This window comes from Nonomuraea sp. NPDC051191 (assembly GCF_044455665.1).
GTDB lineage: Bacteria > Actinomycetota > Actinomycetes > Streptosporangiales > Streptosporangiaceae > Nonomuraea.
The window spans coordinates 210389-223472 of sequence record NZ_JBITEZ010000002.1 but is presented as its reverse complement, the minus strand read 5'-3'; the positions used below and the strand labels follow the sequence as shown (position 1 = coordinate 223472).

The following is a 13084-nucleotide window of genomic DNA, read 5'->3' as shown; positions in this document are numbered from 1 at the left end:
CGACGGACGCGAGAAAGGGGAATGATGCGGATCAGCACGTATCCCCCGCCCTCGGCGGAGGACGCGGCCCCGGCGGGCAAGACGCGCCTACGCCACTTGATCCGGCGGGTGCGGCCGGACGACGAGGTGGTCGTGTCCGCGCTCTACCGGGAGTACCACCGGCCGCTGCTGGCCTTCGTGGTACGCCTGACGGCGGGCGACCGGCAGTGGGCGGAAGACGTGGTGCAGGAGACGATGATCCGGGCCTGGCGCAGCGCCGAGCGGCTGGACCCCGACTCGGTCTCGCTCATGCCATGGCTCGCCACCGTGGCCAGACGTATCGTGATCGATGACCGGCGGCGCAGAGAGGCGCGCCCGCCGGAATCGGGCGACGGCGCGCTGGACAGCGTGCCGGTGCCGGACGAGTTGGAGGGGCTGCTGCACCAGGTGGTCGTGTCAGAGGCGCTGAAGGCGTTGTCACCGGCGCACCGCGAGATCCTGAACGAGACGATCCTGCGGGACCGGTCGGTCAACGACGCCGCGGCGGCGCTCGGCATCCCGGTGGGCACGGTGAAGTCCCGGGTCTACTACGCGGTCCGCGCGCTGCGGGTCGCGCTGGAGGAGCGGGGGGTGACGGCGTGAGCCCGGGAGTCGAGCACACCGACGTGGGCGCCTACGCCCTCGGCCTGCTGGAGGCGGACGACCGGGTGGCCTTCGAGGCCCACCTGCGCACCTGCCCCTCCTGCCGCTTCGAGCTGTCGGACCTCGCGGGGGTCGCCGGCATGCTGCACGGCCTCGGCCCCGTGGAGGACGCCGGCCCTCCTCCCGATGAGGGGCAGGCCGCCGTGGTCGACCTGCTCCGCCGTAAGAAGGCGGCCGACCGGCGGTCGCGCAGGGGCACGTTCCTGCTCGGGATGGCGGCGGCGGTCGCGCTGGCGGCCGGCGGGCTGACCGTCGGCACACAGCTCACCGGCGGCGGCGACCCGCCGCAGGCCATGGCGGGGCGCACCGACCACATGGGCCCGGCCGAGCAGTTCTACGCCGACGGCACGCCGATCGCGGGCAAGGGCGTCGACGGGGTGTCGGGCGGCCTGGTGGTGGAGTCGAAGGCCTGGGGCACGCACGCGGCGCTCAAGCTGTCGGGGGTGAAGGGGCCGCTGGAGTGCGAGCTGGTGTCGGTGGGCAAGTCGGGCGAGCGGCGCGTGATGACCGGCTGGGCGGTTCCGGCGCCGGGCTACGGGGTGCCGGGCTCGCCGGCCCCGCTCTACATGCACGGCGGCAGCGCGACGCCGCTGAAGGAGATCGACCGCTTCGAGGTGGTCACCAGGACGGGCACGACCCTGCTCACCGTCAAGACCTGAGCCCCGCTTCGGTGAAGGCCCTTCCGCCGGCGGGCGGGAGGGCCTTCGGCGCGTTCACGAGGACGCGCGGTCGGCGGTGACGACGGCGTCGAGCAGGCCGGGGAACGCCTGGTCGAACTCGGCCCTGCGCAGGGTGTTCATGCGCGAGGTGCCGACGTAGTGCTGGCGGATGAGGCCGGCCTCGCGCAGCACGCGGAAGTGGTGGGTGGCGGTGGACTTGCTCACGGAGATGTCGAACCCGCCGCAGCTGATGTCGGCGGGGGCGTCGCTGAGCTGGGTGACGATGCTGCGCCGGACCGGGTCGACGAGGGCTTCGAGCACCCGCTGGAGGGTGACTTCGCGCAGGTCGGGGTGGTCCGGGGTGCGGTCGGCGTCCATGGGGCCATAGTACGACAATCATCGAAGTTTGACGACGGTCGTACTTTGGCGGTTGAATGACGGCCTCTGACGCGGAAGGACGAAGTGATGACCAGGACGGTGCTGTTCCACGAGCTCGGCGGGCCCGAGGTGCTGAGGCTGGAGGATGTGGCGGCCGGCGAGCCGGGGCCGGGCGAGGTGCGGATCCGGGTGGAGGCGATCGGGCTCAACCGGTCCGAGGCGCTGTTCCGCAGCGGGCACTACATCGAGCCCGTACGGCGTTTCCCCGCCCGGCTGGGCACCGAGGCCGCCGGCGTGGTCGAGGCGGTGGGCGCGGGCGTCACGGGGCTGGAGGTCGGCCGGCCGGTGAGCACGGTGCCGGCGTTCTCGCAGAACGACTACGGCGTGTACGCCGGGCGGGCCGTCGTGCCGGCGGCGGCGGTGCTGCCCCGTCCCGAGGGGGTGGGCCCGGTGGAGGGCGCGGCGGTGTGGATGCCGTACGTGACGGCCTATGGCGCGCTGGTGGAGGTGGGCGGGATGCGTCCCGGTGACACGGTCGTGCTGAACGCCGCCTCCAGCAGCGTCGGCCTGGCCGCCATCCGGGTCGCCGACCGGGTGGGCGCCACGCCGATCGCCCTCACCCGTACCGCCGCCAAGAAGGAGGCGCTGCTGAAGGAGGGCGCGGCCGAGGTGATCGTCACCGAGGAGGAGGACGTCACCGAACGGGTGCTGGCGGCGACGGGCGGGCGCGGGGCCGAGTTCGTGTTCGACGCCGTGGCCGGGCCGGGCGTGACGGACCTGGCCAGGGTGGTCGCCCCCGAGGGCCTGCTCCTGGTGTACGGCGCGCTGAGCGGCCGGCCGACGCCCTACCCGGCGATCGACCTGGGCATGCCGGCGCTGAACATGCGGACGTACACGATGCACGAGACGACGCGGGTGCCCGAACGGCTGCGGCGGGCGGCGGCGTTCGTGGCGTCGGGGCTGCGTTCCGGGGCCTTCCGGGCGGTGGTGGATCGCACGTTCGACCTGGAAGAGATCGTCGAGGCCCACCGGCACCTGGAGTCGAACGCGCAGTTCGGCAAGATCGTGGTGACGGTCCGGCAGTGACCGTTCCGCGGGACGGTTGAACCTCGGACGGGCCGGGCCGCGTACAGCCTGGAGTACACGCCGCTCCGTCCAGGGGCGGTCGCCCGATGCCGGTCAGGGGCGATTCGGTCCGCCCCCGCCGGCCGTGCCGGCCGGTCCACGCGGACCGGCCACCGCGACGGGGGAACTCCGGCCCCCGCTCGCGACCGGCGCCCCGCCGCACACCGGGAGCCCGTGCGGCGGGGCGTCCGGCCGTCCGCCGTCAGCGGCGGGACGGGCCGGGCGCCGGATCAGGACAGGCCGGGCGCGGGGAACTGGGCGGTCAGCTCGCTGACCTCGTGGTGGACGCGGGTGATGACGTCCTCGGCGTCGCCCTTGGCCAGGGCCGTGACGACCTCGTCCATCCAGGCGCCGATCTGCCGCATCTCGGCCTCGCCCATGCCGCGCGAGGTGACCGACGGGGTGCCGATGCGGATGCCCGACGGGTCGAACGGCTTGCGGGTGTCGAACGGCACCGCGTTGTAGTTGGTCTCCAGGCCGGCCCGGTCGAGCGCCTGGGCGGCGGGCTTGCCGCCGATGCCCTTGGGCGTCAGGTCGAGCAGGATCAGGTGGTTGTCGGTGCCGCCGGAGACCAGGTCGAAGCCCCGGCTGGACAGCTCTTCGGCCAGGGCCTTGGCGTTGGCGACGACCTGGTGGGCGTAGTCGCGGAAGGACGGCTGGGCGGCCTCGTGCAGCGCGACGGCGATGGCGGCGGTGGTGTGGTTGTGCGGGCCGCCCTGGAGGCCGGGGAAGACGGCCTTGTTGAGCGCGGTGGCGTGCTCGTCACTGGTGGCCATGAGCATGGCGCCGCGCGGGCCGCGCAGCGTCTTGTGGGTGGTCGTGGAGATCACGTCGGCGTGACCCACCGGGGACGGGTGGGCGCCGCCCGCGACCAGGCCGGCGATGTGCGCGATGTCGGCCGCGAGCACGGCGCCGACCTCGCGGGCGATGGAGGCGAAGCCCTCGAAGTCGATCGTGCGCGGGATCGCGGTGCCGCCGCAGAAGATCAGCTTCGGCCGGTGCTCCAGGGCCAGCTCGCGGACCTCGTCGAGGTCGACGCGGCCGGTGTCCCGGCGCACGCCGTAGCGGACCGGGTTGAACCACTTGCCGGTGGCCGAGACCGACCAGCCGTGGGTCAGGTGGCCGCCGAACGGCAGGCCCATGCCGAGCACGGTGTCGCCGGGCTGCAGGAAGGCCAGGTAGACGGCCAGGTTGGCAGGCGAGCCCGAGTACGGCTGGACGTTGGCGTGGTTGACGCCGAACACGCCCTTGGCCCGCTCGATCGCCAGCGTCTCGATCTGGTCGATGACCTGCTGGCCCTCGTAGTAGCGCTTGCCCGCGTAGCCCTCGGAGTACTTGTTGGTCAGCACCGTGCCGGTCGCTTCGAGCACGGCCTTGGACACGTAGTTCTCGGACGCGATCAGTTTGACGGTGTCGGCCTGGCGGCGCTCCTCCGCCTTGATGAGCTCGGCGAGCTGCGGGTCGGCGCTAGCAAGAGAACTCATGACTCCCCTGTCGTCATTGACAATTGGCGAAGACCCAGGCGCTCGGCCTCCGCTCACGGTTGATTCGCTCCCTGGTGGTCGATCCCACCGAATGCGCCAGTCGCGTCGCCCTAGACGATAGCGGATGCGCCGCAGGCCGCTCGTCCCGCTACTTGGTCCGGCTCACACCGGGCCAGAGCCGGTCGACCTCGGCGTTCAGGATGGCCCCGATGAGCACGGCCAGGGCGGTGATGTACAGCCACAGCAGCAGCGCGATCGGGGCGGCCAGGGAGCCGTAGACGGACACGGGCGAGAACCAGGCCGCCAGCACCGCCCGCAGCACGGCGGCGCACACGATCCACAGGAACAGGGCCAGGATCGCGCCGGGCAGCTCCCGGTACCACTTCGTCCGCACCGGCACGCTGACGTGGTAGAGCACGGTGAGGAACAGCACCGAGCCGATGATCACGACCGGCCAGTAGAGGACGTCGATGAGGATGCCGTACTCGCCGGGGAGGGCGTCCTTGAGCAGGGTGGGGCCGATGACGAGGATCGGCATGACGATGATGCCGATGATCAGGCCGACGACGTAGAGGCCGAACGACAGGAGCCGGGTGCGGATGATGCCGCGCTCCTCCCCCAGCCCGTACGCGACCGAGATGAGGTCGACGTAGACATAGAGCGCCCGCGAGCCCGACCACAGCGACAGCAGGAAACCGAGGGAGATGATCGAGACCTTGTTGGCGTCGTCCCTGAGCACGTCGGTGATGAGCGGACTGATCACCTTCTTGACGGCCTCGTCGGTGAACAGCAGCCCGGCCTGATCGATCACCCAGGTCTTGACCTCGGTGACGACGCCGCCGCCGAGCCAGGTGCCGAGCTTGCCCAGCACGCCGATCAGGCCCAGCACGAACGGCGGCAGCGACAGCAGCGCGAAGAACGCGGCCTCGCCGGCCAGGCCGGTGACCCGGTAGTCGACACCGGCGTTCGTGGCCGCGCGCACGATCGCCCACGACTTGGTGTCGAGCACCCAGTTCAGCCTGGCCCGGGCGTTCGAGGCGAGCCGCCTCCTGGACCGGGAAGGCGCATTGGTGGACGTCATGGCACCCAACGGTATTTCGCAGTGACTCTCCGGGACAGCTTACGTCCCGGCACCTGCCCTAGTCGTTGTCCACGATGCGCGCGCCCAGCGGAAGGAGGGAGACGGGGATGAGCTTGAGGTTCGCGATGCCGAGGGGGATGCCGATGATGGAGATGAACAGCGGGATCGAGGTGATCACGTGCCCGATCGCCAGCCAGATGCCCGCGACCACGCACCAGATGATGTTGCCGATGAGGGAGAAGACGCCGGCGTCCGGGTCGCGCACGACCGTCCGGCCGAACGGCCACAGAGCGTAGGCGGCGATCCTGAACGAGGCGATCCCGAACGGGATGGTGACGATGAGGACGCAGCAGATGATCCCGGCCACGGCGTAGCCGATCGCCAGCCAGATTCCGGCGAACACGAGCCAGATGACGTTCAGAATGGTCCGCATGCTCACAGGATGTCACCGGCCGTGCCGCCGACGTCATCCGGTACGACCCTGAACTTACCCTGACCGCGGCGGCCGTCCCTTCCCCGGCGGCCCGGCGAACGCCTGCGCGATCTCCATCCAGGCGCGGGCGGGCTCCCCTGTCGCCTCCAGGGCCGTGTCCGACAGGTGGACGCGCTGGGTGACGAGCAGGCAGAAGTCGAGCATCGGGCCGCGTACGACGGCGGAGGCGTCCGCGGGGCCGGCGGTCCACGGGTCGCCGGCGGGGGTCGTGAGCTCGACGCGTACGGGCTCGGCGGGCTCGGGCAGGCCGCGGGCGGCGAAGCTGTAGGGCAGGGCGCGGCAGCCGAGCAGGGCCACGTGCCGCAGCCGTTCGGTGGGTTCCCGGGTGACGCCGAGCGCGTCGGCCACGTCCTGGCCGTGGGCCCAGGTCTCCATCAGGCGCGCGGTGACGAAGGACGCGCCCGACATCGCCGGCCCGAACCAGGGCACCCGTACGCGGGCGCCGAGCGTGCCGAACGCCTCCAGCGAGCCGGCGCGGGCCGTGCGGAACCAGGCGTGCAGCTCTCCCGGCGGCATCGCGCGGCAGGCGGCGGCGAGGTCGTCCACCGAGCCGGCCCGCGCGGCCAGGGCCCGGAAGGCGGCCGGATCGGTGACCGACACCACGGCGGCGTCGTCGAACCAGGCCAGATGGCTCACCTGGTCGCGCACGGCCCATCCGTCGGCGGGCGTGGGCGTCTCCCAGTCGGCGGGTCGCAGGGGCGCCAGCAGCGCCTCCAGGGATTCGGTCTCGGCCCGGAGGTCGGCCAGCAGCCCGGCCATGAGGTCCACGCACGCCAGCCTAACCCGAACAACGTTCTAGGAGAATAATGCAGACGTGATCTGCGAGAGCTGCAAGGACAAGCGTCACGACGACTGCCGCGGCGGCTCCTGGTGCGACTGCCAGCACCAGACAAAAACCCGCCAAGAGGATACCGCGTCTGGAGATCCGGAGGGACACGAGCCTGAACCGGTCGTGAACTGGCTCCGCCAGGGCTAGTTGGGACCGAGCCACCCTGGACGCGCCTACTGCCCTGAGCTTATGCGTGAACGCGCATGAGGCTTGATCCAGAGTGGTGCTTCACCTAGCGTCCCAGTCACGAACGCGACTAGGAAGGGCGGGGCTCATGCGGCTCAGGCTGATCGCTGACGACGATTGCAAGAGCGGGGACTGTCCCAAGATCTACGCGACGGACCGAGGCACCATCGCCGTACAGGGCTACACGGTCACCGATCACGGGCTGGCCCTACCCGACGGGGAGACCATGGTGGAAATCCCCCTCACCGTGCTCCTCAAGGCCGCACATGCCGACTTGGCTTGAGGGCGACGACTGGTCGCGCATGTTCCGCGACTTCCGGCAATCGGTGTTCCGACTGGAAACCCGGGATCTCTACACCATGCCGGACGAGGAGGACGAGTTCCGGCGGTTCCTGGAAGGCGAGAAGCCACCGGCTGATCTCTGGTACCCCTGGCTGGACACCGTGGTTCAAGCCGTACAGGCGGGCAAGAGCGTGCAACGAGTCCACGTCGTCACCTCTCCCCTGTCTTCGTACATTCGCTATGAGGCCGAGTGGGGGTATGTGTTCAACATTCAAGTCGGGGAGGACATTCGCATCCTGGATCTGGCCACCACGCCTGATCCCGGGCTACCGGAACAGGACTTCTTCCTGTTCGACGACACTAACGTCGTCCTCATGCACTACCGCGACGACGGCACGCAGATAGGCAGGGAACTGCTCGACGCCCCCGACATCGCACGGTACGTCGAATGGAAGCGCATGGCCCTTGAGACTTCTACGCCTTTCGTGGACTACTACCAAGCGTGAAGCTAGATCCGAGTCAGGCCGGACAGCACAGGCAAGATCTTGCGGACGCGCTGCGAACCCTGCGCACGGCTACCGGCCTTTCCGGAGAACGTCTGGCCCGCCGGGCCAACATGAGCCAGTCGAAGGTCTCTCGAATCGAGAACGGCAAAGTCCTGCCGAGCTTGGCTGATGTCGAGCGCATCCTCCAGGCCCTTGATGTGGACCGGAAGACGGCTGACCAGCTTCTCCATCTGGCCAGGGTCGCCAATACGGAGTTCCGTGATATTCGCGCCTCGGTGCGCAAAGGTCTGCATCATCTCCAGGGCGAGATCCGGTCACTGGAGGCCGGGGCCTCTCGCGTGCGGTTCTTCCTGCCGTCGATGATTACGGGACTCCTCCAGACGCCTGAATACATGCGGGCTGCCATGAGCACGCCCGTCATGCCCATGAGCGGCGACGTTTCGCGCGCCATGGCGATCAAACTGGAACGCCAGTCGGTCTTGCATGATCCTTCCAAGCGTTTCCATTTCTTGCTCACCGAGTCGGCCCTGCGCTGGAAACTCTGTCCGCCTTCCGTCATGGCCCTCCAGGCGGACCGGCTTGCATCCCTGTCACGCCTCCCAACCATCAGCCTTGGCATCCTGCCTCTCACCGCGAGCGTTGCGGACGGACCGCTGAATGGCTTCACCCTGTACGACGATCGCTTGGTCACCGTGGAGACGTTCACCGGCGACATCGTTCTTCGTGATCCCAAGGACATCGGATACTACGCAGAACTATTCGATTTCTTCGCTGGCCATGCCTGGCACGGCGACCGTGCACGGGCATTCTTGGCAGAGGTAGCGGGCGACTTTATGCAGGAACGTGACTCCCTGTAGAAGGCCCTTGATCAGGCTGCATACCGTCGAGTCATGCCCTCCGATGACATCACCGCTACACCTCACCAGACCTCGACCAAGGGCGTAACCGCCGACGCCGCTGAGCGGCTGTATGCGGCGTTGGGGCCGGTGCATCAGGAGTTGAAGAGGCGCCATATCCCGTGCCTGCAAGTGGCCTTGATCAGCCTGGAGCTGTGGGATCAGCGGCCTCAGCGATCGTTCCCCGAGTACCACACCCCCGCGATTGAGGTGTGGGACCGGCAGGGCAAGCCCATCGCGGCGGTCACGGTGAGCCTGGATCTCACGCACTTCTACGTGACCGTTCCGACCGAGCAGGATGAGCCGTACGTGGTGCCTGCCGAGGCTCCCGAGCTGGTGGCGGCGTTCATCCCTGGCTATGACCGGGAGGCGTCGTGAGCCTGGTGACGAAGGTGTCGGAGACGGGCTTTCGCTACCCGTACGTGATCGGCTGGACCGGCGAGGCAGTAGAGGAACACGCTCTGCGCTGGAGGCCGCACCGCGACGGGGAGCGGCTGAGCTATGCCGTCGAGCGCAGGACCGACGTTGCTTTCGGGGTGCTGCGGCTGCGGCAGGGCCAGAGCATGATGGGCAAGCCCGACTTCACCACGGTCAACACGCGCCGCCAATGGCGGTGCATGGACAAGCTGCTGTGCCAGGTGTGCGCGCAGTCGGCTGTAGACCCGGACACGGGCCGGACCTGGTGGCTTCTTTCATCAAGCGAGGGCGCGGCAGGGGACGGATTCACCAATGCCCCGCCGACATGTCGGACCTGTATACCCGAGGCCATCTCGCAGTGCTCGCACCTTCGCCGCAACGCTGCGGTGTTCACCGTCGGGGCCTCCTGGCCGTACGGGGTGCGAGGGGATGTGTTCCTGCCGTACCTGCCGCCCGTAGTGCCCTTCCAGGAGAACGCGGTGGTGAGATTCGCCGACACAGAAGGCATCAGGCATTGCATCGCGCGAGAGCTGCTGGTGCGACTACATGACGTGCAGCCGGCCGTAACGGACCGTGAAACCCGGCGGGCCGCATGAGCCCGCCTCCAGACAGCCCCGGCTGAGAACCGTTGACCGACCCGTCAAGCCTCAGCCGGGGTGCAGTACCCCCGGCACTCGTTCTTCCCCGCCGGGGTGGGGGTCCTGGCCGTCCTTCCGCAGACACAGACCCCAGGTGGTACGGCCAGGGCTCCCCCGGATCACACACGGGCGGTTCAGTGAAAGGAGCGTGCCCATGACGTCGCTCAAGGGAATGAAGACCGGGATGGGTCTTCTGGAAGACCCGCGCTATCCCGGCAACGACGATGCCGCTCAGGCGTTGTTCGACCGTATCGCCGATCGCATCGCGAAGGATCACGGCATGGACAGGAGCCGGGCGGGCGGCGCGCTGGGGCAGGCGATCATTCTTGTCACGGTCGCCGCTCAGGACACCTCCAAGGCGCTGTGCCCGTCGCCGGAGGTGGACAAGGCGTGGGACACCTGGCTGCTCTACACCCGCGAGTACCAGCACCACTGCGCCCGATACGGCCGCTTCGTCCACCACACGCCCAACGACGACCCGGCAGTCCTGGCCGAGCGGCTGCACTTCTACAGCCCGGCCGAAACCGCTGATCTGCTGCGGGAGCAGGGGTACTACGTCCGGGACGAGTTCTGGCCGCCGGATGCCATCGGGGCCTCCAAAGCGAACTGTACGAGTTGCTACACCGGCGATCACGAAGGCGACGGCGGCTGACCGGCTGACCGTACGAGGGAAGCAATGCACTGGCACGCCTACACGTGGTTCGGGAACGGGCAGGACCTCAAGCACGAGGCCGAGCGCCGCCCCACTTCACCGGACTTCCGTACTTCGGCCTTGCCGCCGATGCGGACAGGCGACTGGCTGATCAAGCCACGATCGCGGATCGCCGAGACGTTCGCTGACGCGGTCAAGGCCGGTGAGTGGATGGCAGCGGAGTACGCGGCACAACGGCCGGACAGCGACCGGATACCCGTGGTGGAGCGTCTGGTGACATCCGTCGATCTGCTGCCTCGTGGGGTGGATGTCCAGTGGGGTGAGTGGCTGCCCGCAGGACGGTTCATCACGATTGGCATGGTCTGCTGCCCGAACCGGCATCTGGACCATCCGTGCCCGATGGTCCGCTAGAACGGCACAGGCCGGTCCTCGCATACGTCACCTCTTTCACGTACCGCCCTGAGCATTGACGTACCGACCGGGCCGGGACAGAGGTTGAAGTCCAACCTCTGTCCCGAGGACTACGGTTAAGCCGCGACTTCGTCCACCGTGGCCAGGCTTGCCGCGTCCGGCTTGACCTTGGACCTCGACCGGGAAGCCCTGGCGGGCCGCTTCGTGGGGGCAGGCGTCGGAGCCTGCGCGGCCATCATCGACGCCAAGATCTCCTGAAGCATCTCGGTTCCGGCCGGGGTAGTCAGGAACGCCCGCACGGCGCTCTCGGTGACGGCGGGATCGGCGGGCACCTGCTCGACCGGCTCAGAGCCCTTGTCCGATTCAGGGAAGCTGCTCTGCGCGGCGTCGATCTCGTCCCACTCCTTTTCGCTCAGGTAGTACGCCACACCGGGAGCGGCAGGCTTCATACCCGAGAGGACTTCTGTTTCATCAGACATGACCTCGGCGGGGGCCAGGGCGAGCACCGGAGCCATGTCCTCGGACGCATCCTCGGCGGGGATGTCGTCACGGAACACCTCCCAGATGGTGTCATCCTCGACGGTGTCGCCCTCGTCCGCGACGGGCGCACCCACGTACCGGTACATCTGGGCGGGCCTGCCGCCCGTGCTGGCCGCCTTGAAGCTCTCGATGGTGTCCATGTCCGCGATCAGGGCCTCAAGCCCGGCCTTGCGGATACCGAACTTGCGGTAGATGACCGTGGAGGCCACGCCCGCCTCTCCGTGTTCGGCGATGAACTGCTCAACCCGCACGCCCAACGGCACATCCTGCGACATCTCGGCCTCGGGCAGGATGAACGAGACCGATTCCACGCTGTAGGTGACCAGCGCCAACGCGGCGTCCAGATCCGCCACGCTGATCTCCTCCCGGTGGTCGGCCAGCGCGTACAGCGCGGCCAGACGCACCATGTAGGCCATCGCCCGTTCGGTGTACTGCGACAGTTCCTCAGAACCGTTCGTCAGGGCCTCACAGATGGGCCTGTGAGTGGCCTCGAAGACCCGAGCCACATGGGCGGGCACGCTTACCGTGTCAGCGTCACGCGCCCAGTCGGCTACCTCCCGCAATGCCCGAGCACACGCCCGGATCACCTGGGCCGTGTCGGTGGACTCGAAGACGGGCAGCGTCTTGGACTGCATCACGTAGACCGGGAAGAACCGGTTGTACGTGCCCCCGGTTGCGTCGCGGCTGCCCGCGATGGCCGCCCAATTCTTCGGCTGGGCGTGGCCGACGATGGCCACGTGCGGACGGCGGATCTTCACGTCATCGTGCTTGGTCTTGTGGGCGATCGTCTGGCCGTCCCACGCCTTGCGCAGGTAGACACCCACCTTGGCATCACGCCGGGCGTTGGCCACGAACGTGTCCATCTCCTCCTCGACGAACAGCACCGGTGTGGCCGTGCCGTTGACGGTGCGCTCCTCCAGCTCCCCGATGAAGCCCAGCCCGGTGGCCGGGAGGCTGTGGACGGTGTTGTCCTCGGTGAAGGTGCGGAAGGCCGCTTCCAGGACGCGGGAGGCGATGCCGGTAGCGGTGCCCTTGCGGCCCTTGCCGGACGGGCCGACCAGGACCGGCCAGAACATCAGCGGGGATGCTCCCTTGCCGGTCTCCACGGCAGGCCCGTTGCCCACGTAGGCGGAGAACCCGGCCATGAGGGAGACGAGGACACCCGTACGGTCGCCCTCGGTGTAGGGGTCAAGGGCAGAGGTGATGGAGCCGAACAAGCCAGAGAAGGCGGCAGGGCTGATGACAGGGCGAGAGTCGAGCATGAGCGGGTAGCCTGTTCTGTGCTGGCCTCAGAGCGGCTAGGGACGGCAATCACTGACGCTCTGAGGCTGGTCTTGTTGAGGGCCGACTTTCTTATGTTCGTGAGCATCGTCATCACGAAGTGTCGGCGGCCAGCGGTTGAAGCTGGCAGACAGGAAGCTAGAGGGACTTCTTTCCTTTTGTCAATTCCTCAGGCTGCCCAACTTCTTGTTTGTGTGCGAGCGCACACCCAGGGGGGATACCCAAATTCATCACATGGGCGAGCCCGAAGGTCCTGGCTCCTCCGCCCCTCCCGTACGGTAAAGAAAAAAAGTTCCTCAAAATAGGGGTTCTGGAGACGCACAGCAGCTTTGAGACCTACCGCTGTGAGCGGTGGGACATGTCAGAGGCCAAGGCGACCCGCCTGCTCCAGGCAGCCGCTCTATGTACAGCCTTGCCAATTGGCAAGGGTCCTAAGACCGAATCTCAGGCCCGAGAGCTGGCCAAGCTCAAGACCACAGACGGTGGTTTCCGCATCGCGGCACTAAACCAAAAAGGCCCCGAGCCGTCCACGCAGGACGAACTCG

At 68.4% G+C, this 13084-nt stretch carries 16 protein-coding genes; 10 read left to right on the top strand and 6 right to left on the bottom strand.

Annotated elements, in window-relative coordinates; all coding sequences use genetic code 11:
- Window positions 1-132 precede the first annotated feature (132 nt).
- Together ACIA8R_RS05665 and ACIA8R_RS05660 are read left to right on the top strand one after the other, a co-directional pair.
- On the top strand, window positions 133-621 hold the full coding sequence (locus tag ACIA8R_RS05665) for a sigma-70 family RNA polymerase sigma factor (RefSeq protein ID WP_357698304.1): 489 nt from the start codon (window positions 133-135) through the stop codon (window positions 619-621).
- Window positions 618-1340, top strand: a complete 723-nt coding sequence (locus ACIA8R_RS05660) for a zf-HC2 domain-containing protein (protein ID WP_364089903.1) — start codon at window positions 618-620, stop codon at window positions 1338-1340. The genes ACIA8R_RS05665 and ACIA8R_RS05660 overlap by 4 nt, the downstream gene beginning before the upstream one ends.
- A 54-nt stretch (window positions 1341-1394) precedes the next feature.
- On the opposite strand, the gene ACIA8R_RS05655 is transcribed toward ACIA8R_RS05660, so the two are convergent.
- Entirely contained in the window at window positions 1395-1718 is a 324-nt protein-coding gene (locus ACIA8R_RS05655) for a helix-turn-helix domain-containing protein (RefSeq protein ID WP_357698162.1), read from the bottom strand.
- An 87-nt stretch (window positions 1719-1805) separates the two neighbouring features.
- Here ACIA8R_RS05655 and ACIA8R_RS05650 point away from each other — a divergent pair, with 87 nt between their 5' ends.
- On the top strand, window positions 1806-2804 hold the full coding sequence (locus ACIA8R_RS05650) for a zinc-dependent alcohol dehydrogenase family protein (RefSeq protein ID WP_397036768.1): 999 nt from the start codon (window positions 1806-1808) through the stop codon (window positions 2802-2804).
- A gap of 269 nt (window positions 2805-3073) precedes the next feature.
- Here the strand turns inward: ACIA8R_RS05650 and glyA are convergent, their stop codons facing one another.
- The 4 genes from glyA to ACIA8R_RS05630 form a co-directional block, all read right to left on the bottom strand.
- On the bottom strand, window positions 3074-4327 hold the full coding sequence (gene glyA / locus ACIA8R_RS05645; RefSeq protein ID WP_364089909.1) for a serine hydroxymethyltransferase: 1254 nt from the start codon (window positions 4325-4327) through the stop codon (window positions 3074-3076).
- 148 nt (window positions 4328-4475) lie between these two features.
- Window positions 4476-5408 (bottom strand): YihY/virulence factor BrkB family protein, encoded by a 933-nt coding sequence (locus tag ACIA8R_RS05640; protein ID WP_364089912.1) that lies wholly within the window; start codon window positions 5406-5408, stop codon window positions 4476-4478.
- A 58-nt stretch (window positions 5409-5466) separates the two neighbouring features.
- The gene (locus ACIA8R_RS05635; RefSeq protein ID WP_357698154.1) at window positions 5467-5841 is read right to left on the bottom strand and encodes a YccF domain-containing protein; all 375 of its coding nucleotides are present in this window, start codon (window positions 5839-5841) and stop codon (window positions 5467-5469) included.
- A 54-nt stretch (window positions 5842-5895) separates the two neighbouring features.
- Window positions 5896-6660, bottom strand: a complete 765-nt coding sequence (locus ACIA8R_RS05630) for a TIGR03084 family metal-binding protein (protein ID WP_397037325.1) — start codon at window positions 6658-6660, stop codon at window positions 5896-5898.
- A gap of 344 nt (window positions 6661-7004) precedes the next feature.
- Between ACIA8R_RS05630 and ACIA8R_RS05625 the strand changes: the two genes are divergently transcribed.
- The 7 genes from ACIA8R_RS05625 to ACIA8R_RS05595 all read left to right on the top strand — a co-directional run bounded on the left by ACIA8R_RS05625 (window position 7005) and on the right by ACIA8R_RS05595 (window position 10718).
- The gene (locus ACIA8R_RS05625; protein WP_397036766.1) at window positions 7005-7199 is read left to right on the top strand and encodes a hypothetical protein; all 195 of its coding nucleotides are present in this window, start codon (window positions 7005-7007) and stop codon (window positions 7197-7199) included.
- Window positions 7183-7704: a DUF6879 family protein gene (locus ACIA8R_RS05620; protein ID WP_397036764.1), complete on the top strand. Its 522-nt coding sequence runs from the start codon at window positions 7183-7185 to the stop codon at window positions 7702-7704. The genes ACIA8R_RS05625 and ACIA8R_RS05620 overlap by 17 nt, the downstream gene beginning before the upstream one ends.
- Window positions 7701-8561 (top strand): helix-turn-helix domain-containing protein, encoded by an 861-nt coding sequence (locus ACIA8R_RS05615; protein WP_397036762.1) that lies wholly within the window; start codon window positions 7701-7703, stop codon window positions 8559-8561. Before ACIA8R_RS05620 ends, ACIA8R_RS05615 begins: the two co-directional genes overlap by 4 nt.
- A 33-nt stretch (window positions 8562-8594) precedes the next feature.
- Window positions 8595-8978 carry a hypothetical protein gene (locus ACIA8R_RS05610; RefSeq protein ID WP_397036760.1) on the top strand — a complete coding sequence of 128 codons (384 nt, stop codon included), beginning with the start codon at window positions 8595-8597 and terminating at the stop codon, window positions 8976-8978.
- Window positions 8975-9613 (top strand): hypothetical protein, encoded by a 639-nt coding sequence (locus ACIA8R_RS05605; RefSeq protein WP_397036758.1) that lies wholly within the window; start codon window positions 8975-8977, stop codon window positions 9611-9613. The genes ACIA8R_RS05610 and ACIA8R_RS05605 overlap by 4 nt, the downstream gene beginning before the upstream one ends.
- Window positions 9614-9809: 196 nt before the next feature.
- Window positions 9810-10307 (top strand): hypothetical protein, encoded by a 498-nt coding sequence (locus ACIA8R_RS05600; RefSeq protein ID WP_397036756.1) that lies wholly within the window; start codon window positions 9810-9812, stop codon window positions 10305-10307.
- A gap of 24 nt (window positions 10308-10331) precedes the next feature.
- Entirely contained in the window at window positions 10332-10718 is a 387-nt protein-coding gene (locus ACIA8R_RS05595) for a hypothetical protein (protein WP_397036754.1), read from the top strand.
- A 116-nt stretch (window positions 10719-10834) separates the two neighbouring features.
- On the opposite strand, the gene ACIA8R_RS05590 is transcribed toward ACIA8R_RS05595, so the two are convergent.
- Window positions 10835-12403 (bottom strand): DUF3987 domain-containing protein, encoded by a 1569-nt coding sequence (locus ACIA8R_RS05590; RefSeq protein WP_397036752.1) that lies wholly within the window; start codon window positions 12401-12403, stop codon window positions 10835-10837.
- Between the last annotated feature and the right edge of the window lie 681 nt (window positions 12404-13084).